We start from the raw sequence: 11353 nt of genomic DNA, 5'->3' as shown, positions 1-11353 counted from the left end.
ATTGATACCAGCTTTGAATCTGTCATTCTATGGGTATAATGGCGGCATTAATAATCCCTATTGAGGTGATATAGTGGAGCAAGAAATTAAACCTGAGATAAACGTCGATCCAGCAGAAATTGCCAAATTTGAAAAAATGGCAGCAACCTGGTGGGATCCACAAGGCGAATTTAAACCATTACATAAGTTAAACCCTCTGCGACTCAACTATATCGATCAAACTTGTGCTGGTCTGTTTGGTAAGCGGGTTCTGGATGTAGGCTGTGGTGGTGGTATTTTGTCTGAGAGTATGGCTCGTATCGGCGCTAAAGTTGACGGCTTAGACATGGGCACAGAACCTCTTGACGTGGCTAGACTGCACGCCATAGAAACTGGCGTTCAGGTCAATTATATACAGGACACTGCCGAGTCTCACCGAGATTCTAATATTGCGAGCTACGATGTCATCACCTGCATGGAGATGCTCGAGCACGTACCTAACCCTCGCTCAGTGGTTCAGGCCTGTGCCGATATGGTTAAACCCGGCGGTTATGTATTCTTCTCCACCATCAATCGAAATATACGTGCTTATATAGAGACTATCTTAGGTGCCGAGTACCTGCTTAAAATGCTACCGGTTGGGACTCATGACCATAAGAAGTTTATCAAACCCTCAGAGCTCATCTCACTCGCCGAGAATGCCGAGCTATTCTGTGAAGATGCAACAGGGATCACCTATAACCCATTGACTGACACCTTCACTTATACCAAAAGTGTCGATGTGAACTATATGATTGCCACACGTAAGAGTGAAGATTGATGACACAGGCATTCGATACGGCTAATAAAATCAACATAAAAGCAGTGTTATTCGATCTTGACGGGACGCTTGCCGATACCGCCCCAGATCTGGTAGGGGCGTTGAATATGAGCTTATCCGAGCTAGGTTACCCTCGAGTATCCCTCGAAGCGATGCGCCATATTGCTTCAGATGGCAGTTTGGCAATGGCTGTCGCCGCCTTACCTGACGCCTCTGAAGAGGTTCATCTGAAGGCGCAGCAGTTACTACTGAACTTTTATTCAGAGGTAAACGGTAAGTTTTGCCATTTATTTGCCGGTATGCCTGAGCTACTCAGTCATCTCAATGCTCAAGGCATCCCTTTTGGCATAGTGACCAACAAGCCAGCTAGATACACCCGGCCCTTGATTGCAGCGCTAGATTTGACCCAATCCATGAAAACTGTGATCAGTGGTGACAGCACACTTTACGCTAAACCTCATACGGCGCCCATGCTGCTCGCCTCACAGCAGATTAAATGCAAGTGCCAAGAGATCCTCTACCTTGGCGATGCCAAACGAGATCTTGTGGCGGCACACGCATCGGGAATGCTTGGTGGTATCGCGTTATGGGGCTATATAAGTGACGCTGACACGCCTGAAGATTGGCCAAGTGATTATCAGTTCAACACACCTGGTGATGTACTTAAGTTTCTCAGTTAACACTGACAGTGACCGGCAAGTATATATTGCTCGTATAATGTTCACCAAAGGCTGACGAGATCTAAAAGATCACCAATTTATTTTGGGATCTTTTGATCTTGGAGAGTCCGTTCAATATTTCATTTTTCAGGGATAAAGCTAATAAATTCCGACCTCAAAGGTTAGCCTATACTAACCCTCAATATTACCATCAAGCTTACCCTCAAGTTATCCACAAGATGACCACAGCTTATTGGAATAATTGGGACTTGCAAAATCACGTAAACGACACTATCTTGTACCTAAGAAATTTAAAAACACTATATATGGTGTGTAAGTAACAAACAGAGACACAAGGCAAAACTTGTGAATCGTCAAGGAAGGTACCAATTAGGGTGTTTTAAATTGGTTGTTATACAGGGAATCGCAGAAAGAGTTTAACCCCTCATTCTCAAAAATTATTATCAAGGCCTATCAGTAATGAATTGCAATATGAAAGTCACCAAACGTAGTGGCGAGCGCGAGACCATCGACCTAGAAAAAATCCACCGCGTGATCACATGGGCAGCCAAAGATCTTAAAAACGTCTCGGTATCAGAAGTAGAGCTCAGATCACACCTGCAATTTTTCGATGGTATTCCTACTGAAGCTATTCATGAGACAATTATTAAGGCCGCTGCCGATCTAATTTCACCTGAAGCACCTGATTACCAATTCCTTTCGGCTCGCTTAGCTGTCTTTCATTTGAGAAAGAAGGCATTCGGTCAGTTTGAACCACCTAAACTCTATGATCATGTTGTAAAACTGGTCGAGTCAGGTAAATATGACCAACATATTCTTGAAGATTTTAGCCGCGAAGAACTCGATATCTTAGACGGCTATGTGGATCACTGGCGCGATATGGATTTCTCCTATGCGGCAGTCAAACAGCTGGAAGGTAAGTACCTGGTTCAAAACCGTGTCACCCACGAGATATACGAGAGTGCACAGTTCCTTTATATCTTGGTTGCCGCCTGTTTGTTCGCAAAATATCCCCAAGAGACTCGCCTTAGTTACATTAAGCGTTTCTACGATGCGGTCTCCACTTTTAAGATCTCACTGCCAACACCTATCATGGCGGGAGTGCGTACTCCCACTCGCCAGTTCAGTTCATGTGTACTGATTGAATGTGACGATAGCCTAGATTCCATCAATGCGACGGCCTCTTCTATCGTTAAATACGTTAGTCAGCGCGCAGGTATAGGTGTCAATGCAGGCCGAATTCGCGCTCTAGGTAGCCCTATTCGCGGCGGTGAGGCATTCCATACTGGTTGTCTGCCTTTCTTTAAGTATTTCCAGACCGCTGTTAAGTCTTGCTCACAAGGCGGAGTTCGCGGTGGCGCTGCAACCTTGTTCTACCCTCTCTGGCATCTTGAAGTCGAATCTCTGCTGGTATTGAAGAACAACCGAGGTGTTGAAGACAACCGCGTCCGTCACCTTGATTACGGTGTACAGTTAAACAAACTCATGTATCAGCGCTTGATTAAAGGCGGCATGATCAGCTTGTTTAGCCCATCGGATGTGCCTGGGCTTTATGATGCCTTTTTTGAAGACCAAGACGAATTTGAACGTCTCTACCTTCAGTATGAAGCCGATAACTCGGTGCGTAAGACACAGATTAAAGCGACAGAGCTATTCTCATTGATGATGCAGGAACGCGCCTCTACTGGCCGTATCTATATTCAAAATGTGGACCATTGTAATACGCACAGTCCTTTTGACAGCAAGGTTGCACCGATCAGACAGTCAAACCTATGTCTTGAAATTGCACTACCGACTAAGCCACTCAATAACATCAATGACCCAGATGGCGAAATTGCACTTTGTACCCTGTCAGCCTTAAACTTAGGTAAGATCAAAGACCTATCGGAACTTGAACCCTTAGCAGATCTGGCAGTAAGAGCATTAGATAACTTACTCGATTATCAAGACTATCCAATCATAGCCGCGCGTCAGTCTTCGATGAACCGTCGTACCTTAGGCATAGGCGTGATTAACTTCGCTAATTACTTGGCGAAAGAAGGTGTACGCTACTCAGATGGTTCGGCTAATAACATCACCCATAAAACATTCGAAGCCATACAGTACTACTTACTCAAGGCTTCAATGAATTTGGCTAAAGAGAAAGGCCCTTGCCCCTTATTCCATGAAACAACCTATTCGAAGGGTGTATTGCCCATCGATACTTACAAGCGTTCTCTGGATAAAATATGTGATGAGCCACTGCATATGGATTGGGAAACACTGCGTCAGGATATCGTTAAACACGGACTGCGTAACTCAACCCTATCTGCGCTTATGCCATCAGAAACATCATCGCAGATCTCAAACGCGACTAATGGTATCGAGCCACCACGTGGACTCATCAGTGTTAAGTCGAGCAAAGATGGACAGCTAAAGCAAGTGGTGCCGGACTTCGAGAAGTACCAGCATAGCTATGAGCTACTCTGGCAAATGCCCAACAATGATGGGTATATACAGCTTGTTGGCTTGATGCAGAAGTTTGTCGATCAAGCTATCTCGGCAAACACTAACTATGACCCGAGTCGATTCGAAGGTAATAAGGTCCCCATGCAGGTGTTATTAAAAGACCTGTTGAATGCCTACAAACTCGGTCTTAAGACCCTCTATTATCACAACACTCGTGATGGTGCGTCGGATCAACTCGATAGCATCATCAGCGTAGAGGAAGAAGACGAAGGCTGTGAAGGCGGCGCGTGTAAGATATAATACCAATCGGTATAACACGTAGCAGTGATTAAGATCTGGATTCAACATTTAATGATTGAGTCCATTATTAAATTTATTAGGGGCATGATGCCCCTATATTCTGGAAGAAAACATGGCCTATTCTACATTTTGTCAAACACCCAATAATGCTCGCCTTGAACCTATGTTCATGGGGCAGTCCGTCAACGTAGCCCGTTATGACGTACAAAAATATGAAGTGTTTGAAAAGCTAATTGAAAAACAGCTGTCTTTTTTCTGGCGTCCTGAGGAAGTTGATGTCAGTAAAGATAAAATTGATTACGCCGCACTTCCAGATCATGAAAAACATATTTTCATCTCCAACCTGAAATATCAAACCTTGCTCGACTCGATTCAGGGCCGCTCACCTAATGTGGCATTCTTGCCTTTGGTATCGCTACCTGAACTCGAGACCTGGATTGAAACTTGGTCTTTCTCTGAAACAATACACTCACGCTCTTACACCCATATCATACGTAATATCGTCAACGACCCTTCTATCATTTTTGACGACATAGTTGAAAATGAAGAGATTTTGAAGCGTGCCACCGATATTGCCCAGTACTATGATGATTTAATCTTGCTTACTCAAGCCTTCCACTTACACGGTGAAGGCACGCATATCATAAATGGTAAAGAGCTCTTGGTGACACAGCGTACTATCAAGAAGTCGCTCTATCTGTGTATGGTGTCAGTCAACGTATTAGAAGCGATTCGTTTCTATGTCAGCTTCGCCTGCTCTTTTGCATTCGCCGAACGCAATGTCATGGAGGGCAACGCTAAGATTATCCGCCTTATCGCTCGTGATGAGGCGCTGCACCTTAACAGCACGCAACATATTCTTAAGATAATGCGAGCCGGTGCTGATGACCCTGAAATGGGTGAGATAGCTAAAGAGTGTGAGCAGCTAGCTTATGACATTTTCGTCAAAGCCGCTGAACAAGAGAAAGAATGGGCTCAATACCTGTTTAAAGACGGTTCTATGATCGGTCTTAACCAAGCTATCTTGTGTCAATATGTCGAGTACATTACCAATGAGCGCATGAAGTCGGTCAATCTGCCATGTCATTATGACGAGATAACCAACCCTCTGCCTTGGATGAAGAACTGGTTAGAAAGTGATGCGGTTCAGGTCGCGCCACAAGAAGTAGAGGTTTCCTCTTACCTCGTAGGTCAAATCGATGCCTCTATCGATGAAAGTGAATTTGAAGATTTTGACCTTTAATAAGATCTTAAAAAAAGCCCCGATTGTCAGTCTCGATGGCCAGCCTGTGCTGCTGTTTAATCAGCAGCACCTTAGCCTCTTGATTGCACTGGAGCATAAAAAAGTTAAAGTTTTCTCAGAGTGCCGTAATGGTTATTGCGGTGCCTGTAAAACGACAATAATCAGCGGCAGTGTGAGCTATCATACCCAGCCCTTAGTCACACTCAAAGCCGATGAGTGTCTCCCCTGTTGTTGCACCCCAACCAGTGATTTAGACCTTAAGCTATCACCTGAAGGCTGTGATGTTGTGACCCGCCCGGGCATAACAGCCGCGCAGATAATCCAGCCGCAAACCAAATCCTAAAAATCTAATCTGCTATCTGCACATGGCAATATAAAAATTAGCTGACTAGGTCTAACGACCTCAGCGATAATCCAAAAACAATCCAAGTCCTAAAATCTAATCTGGTATAAGTAAGACACAAAAAAGCCTGATTTCAATAAGCAAAGATTTGCGTATAAGATCAGGCTTAATTATTATCTTTTGGAAATATTATACCGATTGATATTAAAGTGCTATTGCCAGCTCTGCACCTTGTCTGATGGCACGTTTCGCATCAAGCTCAGCCGCGACGTCCACCCCGCCGATAAGATGGACCGGTAAGCCAGTGGCTTGCATCTCCTCGAGTAAGCTGCGATTTGACACTTGACCGGCACACAAAACCACATTGTCCACGGCTAATATCTCATCCTTATCATCGATAGAAATGTGTAAACCTAAGTCGTCAAACTTCTGGTAGCTGACCCCAGTTTTCATTTTGACTTTATGTTGTTTCAACACAGCTCTATGTATCCATCCCGTGGTCTTACCCAGATCTTTGCCCATCTTAGTGCTCTTACGTTGCAGCAGATAGATCTCATGGGCCTCAGGCTCGTTTTCAGGTTCAGTCTCGAGAGCATCAGCATCATGACGTAACCCACCTCTGTGTTTATAGGCTTTATCTATGCCCCATTGCTTTAACCATTTGTCTGGTTGCAAGGTGGATGACTCCTGCTCACAGATGAAATGGGCCAGATCGAAGCCAATTCCGCCGGCGCCAATCAAGGCGACACGTTTACCTAACTTGACTTCACCTTTTAGCACTTGCTGATAATCCACCACGCGCGGATCATCAAAGCCCTCTAGGTGTAATTCTCTTGGCAGCACACCCGATGACATCACAATTTCATCGAACTGCTCGTCTCGAACCACAGATGCATCTAAACGGGTATTGAGTCTTAACTCAACCTTATTGAGTTTCATCTGGGCTTTGAAGTAACGTATGGTTTCGTCGAACTCCTCTTTACCCGGGATTTTTCGGGCTAGATTAAACTGGCCACCCACCTCAGATTTAGCTTCGAACAAGACCACTTCATGACCTCGTGTCGCGGCGTAGATAGAAAATGCCATACCGGCAGGTCCTGCCCCCATGACGGCGATGCGTTTTTTCTTCTTCGCTGGCGTGAAATTAAGCTCTGTCTCATAACAGGCTCTGGGGTTGACCAAACAGGTCGAACGTTTACGTGCAAACACATGGTCTAAACATGCTTGATTACAACCAATACAGGTATTGATGAGCTCTGGCGTATTAGCCGCGGCTTTATTGACAAAATCAGGGTCGGCTAAAAAAGGTCTCGCCATGGACACCATGTCGGCCTGTCCCGAAGCTATGATCTGTTCGGCAATTTCAGGCGTGTTGATTCTGTTGGTGGCGATGAGTGGCACCGAGACTTCAGATTTAAGTTTCTCGGTAACCCAAGCGAAAGCCCCTCTTGGCACACTGGTAGCAATAGTGGGAATTCTGGCTTCATGCCAACCAATCCCGGTATTAATGATGTTGACCCCTTCTTTCTCGAGTCGCTTAGCCAGCTCGACCACCTCTTCCCATGAGGAGCCGTTGTCAATCAAATCTAGCATGGAGAGCCTGAAAATAATGATAAATTCTTTGCCGACTTTTTCGCGTATGCTACGCACAATCTCCAGCGGGAATTTAATCCGATTTTCGAAACTGCCGCCCCACTCATCATCACGCACGTTAGTGCTGGCTGAGATAAACTCGTTAATGAGATAACCTTCGGACCCCATGACCTCTACGCCGTCATAACCCGCCTTTTTCGCTAAGGCAGATGACGAGGCATAATCTTTGATGGTGCCACGAATTTGCCTGGCTGACATGGGCGAAGGTGTAAAAGGGGTAATAGGCGACTTTATCTTACTGGGCGCCACAGAAAAAGGATGGTAACCATAACGGCCTGCATGGAGCAGCTGAATACAAATCTTGCCGTCGGCGTCATGCACCGCCTTAGTGATCTTCTTGTGCTTATATACTTGCCAAGGAAAACTCAATTGACAACCGTTAGGTGCGAGGCGGCCACGTAGGTTTGGTGAGATCCCCCCCGTCACGATCAGGCCCACTCCACCTCGAGCTCGTTCTTGATAAAATACTGCCAGTTTCTCAAAACCGCCCTTTTCTTCTTCTAAACCTGTGTGCATGGAGCCCATCAATACACGGTTTTTTAACTGGGTAAAGCCCAGTTCCAAGGGTTCTAATAAATGCGGAAACGACATTCAAACATCCTTTTTAAACAAGTGATTTAAATCAGCATACATCTTGTTTCTCTTAAGCTCAACTCCAGAGCCACTCGGGATTTATTAGACTCCATTACAATTGAATTACCCTAATTGGCGTTTTTTCAGTTAGCATAGTGATATTGAAGTGAAAAAGGAGTGGATAATGTCCGCTAAACCCTCGTTAATCAAAAGAATATTTCAGTTCACCTGGAAAACCATCAACGGATTTAGAAAGCTGGTACTTAATCTTTTCTTTTTCGGCTTACTTGCCATGCTCATTGTCGCAATCAGCGTCGATGATGATGTCCAGCTTGAATCTGGCTCAGCCTTAGTGCTGGACTTAGCGGGTTCTATCGTTGAGCAGAAGCGTCAGGTCGATCCCATCGAAGAGGCAATGAAAAGTGGCAAGAATAATGATGGCTCAGGGGAAATCTTACTCGCCGATGTCCTCAATGCCATCGATAATGCCACCGCCGATGAGCGTATTTCATCTATCGTATTAGACATGGGTCATCTTAGATGGACCGGAATAAGCAAGCTGCAATCTATTGGTGATGCTCTCACTCGCTTTAAAGCCAGTGGTAAGCCGATACTGGCCACAGCCAATAGCTACGGGCAGAATCAATACTTCTTAGCCAGCTTCGCCGACACCATCTACCTCAATCCCCAGGGAAGTGTCGAATTAGAAGGCTTGAGCCGTTACCGTCAGTACTACAAGTCTGCGTTAGATAAACTAAAAATCAATGCCCATATCTTCCGTGTTGGTACCTTCAAGTCAGCAGTCGAGCCCTATATCCGTGATGATATGTCTCCAGCAGCTAAAGAAGCCAATATTGATTTACTCAAGGATATCTGGGCCAGTTATGCAGCAACTGTGTCAAGTAACCGTGACATCAAGCCCGAGCATTTGGTGCTTGGTGCAGAAGATTACCTGAGTGAGCTAGATAAGGCCGATGGTAAATCGGCAGCTATGGCAATCAATATGCATTGGGTCGACGAGTTAGCCACTGCAGAAGCCTTCAGACTCGAGATGATAGAGACTGTGGGTAAAGCTACTGAGGGCAACAGCTATAAGCAGATAAGCTTGTATGACTATGAGTCTCTCATTGCTACTCAGCCAGATCTGTTCCTCGATGATACCGTCGGCATAATCGTCGCGAAAGGTACCATACTCAATGGTAACCAACCCGCTGGTCAAATTGGCGGTGAGAGCACTTCCTTGCTGCTTCGCAAAGCCAGATTTGATGATAATGTTAAGGCTGTAGTACTGCGCGTAGACAGCCCAGGCGGCAGTGCTTTTGCATCTGAGCAAATCCGTCAAGAAGTTCTGGCTCTCAAAACAGCCGGCAAACCCGTCGTCGTGAGTATGGGTAGCTATGCCGCATCGGGTGGATACTGGATCTCCGCCAGTGCTGACTACATCTATGCCACCCCCACTACACTCACAGGTTCAATCGGCATCTTCGGTATGATAACCACCTTCGAAGATTCACTCTCTAGCTTAGGCATACATACAGATGGTGTCGCGACATCAGAGTGGGCAGGAATATCTGTGGCTAAGGGCTTAACCCCTGCAATTAAGAGCGTGATTCAGCGTCATATCGAACGTGGATATCATGACTTCATCTCACTGGTCGCTACAGAGCGCAACATGAGTCTGGAAGAAGTCGATAACATAGCCCAAGGACGAGTTTGGTCTGGCCGTAAGGCATTGGATCTAGGACTTATCGATGAGCTAGGCGATCTGGATGATGCTGTTGCTAAGGCTGCAGACATGGCCGGACTGGAGGATTTTGACAGTCAGATCATCGAGCATGAGCTGACTCCACAAGAGTTCTTTATTCAGGAGATGTTCTCATCGGTTGCCGTTTACTTACCTCAGAGCAGCATGGGTGTTTCACTTATCGAACAAGCCTTGACTCAGTGGTCAGGAGTGGTTGAAGAGTTCAACGCCTTCGACGACCCTAACGGCATGTACCTGTTTTGCGATAACTGTACCCTATAATCTCAGTTTGAACTGAGTAAAGAGTCTCAACACTTGGCTCTGGAACAAACACCAACCCGATCAGGTCTAGCCTGTTCGGGTTTTTTAATGTCTAATTTAATCGCTATACCGATACCGTCACAGATACCAATTTAAATAGCAGAAACCATTGGGTGAAGCCCACCAAGCAAGTATACTTCAGCCAAATAGCGTCCATCTGAATATAACAATGACCAAACGTTCCATATATGTTGCCTATACAGGCGGTACCATAGGCATGCAAAAAACCTCCCATGGCTTCGCGCCTGTGGCAGGTTTCCTCACAGATTGTGTGAAGGCCATGCCTGAGTTCTACCATGACGATATGCCCGAATTTGTGATTCAGGAGTATTCTCCACTGATAGATTCATCGGATATGGCACCGACGGATTGGCAGATGATCGCCGATGATATTAAGTTGAACTACGACAAGTATGATGGCTTCGTGATCTTACATGGCACAGATACCATGGCCTTCACCGCTTCAGCCTTGTCATTCATGCTGCAAGAACTATCCAAGCCAGTCATAGTCACAGGTTCTCAGATCCCCCTAGCTCAACTCAGATCTGATGGTCAAACCAACCTGCTGAACTCTCTCTATATTGCCGCCAATTATCCGGTCGCAGAAGTCTGTTTATTTTTTAATAACAAGCTCTTTAGAGGAAACAGGACCACCAAGACCCATGCCGATGGTTTCGGGGCCTTTGCATCGCCTAACTTTCCTTTACTGCTTGAGGCGGGCATAAAGATCCGCATGAATGCCGGCAAAATAGCCGAGCCGTCGGATAAGCCTTTGGAAGTTGCTACCATCAGTCCTCAGCCCATAGGCGTAGTGACACTCTATCCAGGCATTACCACAGATGTGATAAAGAACATCTTACAACAACCGGTCAAAGCACTGATCTTGCTTACCTATGGGGTAGGCAATGCGCCCCAGAATCCAGCGCTGCTTAAGGTGCTGTCACAAGCGAGTGAACGTGGAATAGTCTTAGTTAATCTCACCCAATGTCTTCAGGGCAAGGTCAATATGTCGGGCTACGCAACGGGCAATGCCCTGCAAGAAGCTGGGGTGATCAGTGGTGCGGACATGACGACGGAAGCCGCCTTAGCGAAACTACACTATCTGCTGTCTAAGCCTATGTCAGCCGCAGAAGTGAGAGATGCTATGCAGAAAGATTTGGTTGGCGAGCTAAGCGAAGATTAATCTCCCATTGAAATCTTACTGTAAACTCATTGTTTATTGAAGTATGGGAGATTAGGAATAATATGC

The 11353-nt window shown here is 45.8% G+C and carries 8 protein-coding genes; 7 read left to right on the top strand and 1 reads right to left on the bottom strand.

Annotation, left to right across the window (positions count from 1 at the left end):
* Positions 1-136: 136 nt before the first annotated feature.
* From ubiG to yfaE, 5 genes are all read left to right on the top strand, one after another.
* Positions 137-799 (top strand): bifunctional 2-polyprenyl-6-hydroxyphenol methylase/3-demethylubiquinol 3-O-methyltransferase UbiG, encoded by a 663-nt coding sequence (gene ubiG / locus SVI_RS09715; protein WP_408005173.1) that lies wholly within the window; start codon positions 137-139, stop codon positions 797-799.
* The gene (locus SVI_RS09710) at positions 799-1479 is read left to right on the top strand and encodes an HAD family hydrolase (protein ID WP_013051342.1); all 681 of its coding nucleotides are present in this window, start codon (positions 799-801) and stop codon (positions 1477-1479) included. The genes ubiG and SVI_RS09710 overlap by 1 nt, the downstream gene beginning before the upstream one ends.
* A 459-nt stretch (positions 1480-1938) precedes the next feature.
* The gene (gene nrdA, locus SVI_RS09705) at positions 1939-4227 is read left to right on the top strand and encodes a class 1a ribonucleoside-diphosphate reductase subunit alpha (RefSeq protein WP_013051340.1); all 2289 of its coding nucleotides are present in this window, start codon (positions 1939-1941) and stop codon (positions 4225-4227) included.
* Positions 4228-4339: 112 nt separating this feature from the next.
* On the top strand, positions 4340-5470 hold the full coding sequence (gene nrdB, locus SVI_RS09700; RefSeq protein ID WP_013051339.1) for a class Ia ribonucleoside-diphosphate reductase subunit beta: 1131 nt from the start codon (positions 4340-4342) through the stop codon (positions 5468-5470).
* The gene (yfaE, locus tag SVI_RS09695; protein WP_041419848.1) at positions 5439-5813 is read left to right on the top strand and encodes a class I ribonucleotide reductase maintenance protein YfaE; all 375 of its coding nucleotides are present in this window, start codon (positions 5439-5441) and stop codon (positions 5811-5813) included. Before nrdB ends, yfaE begins: the two co-directional genes overlap by 32 nt.
* Before the next feature lie 204 nt (positions 5814-6017).
* Here yfaE and SVI_RS09690 read toward each other — a convergent pair whose 3' ends face one another.
* Positions 6018-8057, bottom strand: coding sequence for an oxidoreductase (locus SVI_RS09690; protein ID WP_013051337.1), 2040 nt, complete (start codon positions 8055-8057; stop codon positions 6018-6020).
* Positions 8058-8223: 166 nt separating this feature from the next.
* Between SVI_RS09690 and sppA the strand changes: the two genes are divergently transcribed.
* Positions 8224-10065, top strand: coding sequence for a signal peptide peptidase SppA (sppA, locus tag SVI_RS09685; RefSeq protein ID WP_013051336.1), 1842 nt, complete (start codon positions 8224-8226; stop codon positions 10063-10065).
* A 208-nt stretch (positions 10066-10273) separates the two neighbouring features.
* Positions 10274-11287: an asparaginase gene (gene ansA, locus SVI_RS09680; RefSeq protein ID WP_013051335.1), complete on the top strand. Its 1014-nt coding sequence runs from the start codon at positions 10274-10276 to the stop codon at positions 11285-11287.
* Positions 11288-11353 lie beyond the last annotated feature (66 nt).

It is taken from the genome of Shewanella violacea DSS12, assembly GCF_000091325.1.
Classification (GTDB): Bacteria; Pseudomonadota; Gammaproteobacteria; order Enterobacterales; family Shewanellaceae; genus Shewanella; species Shewanella violacea.
Note: the sequence above shows the minus strand (reverse complement) of the source record. Positions and strands in the feature narration are given on the sequence as shown.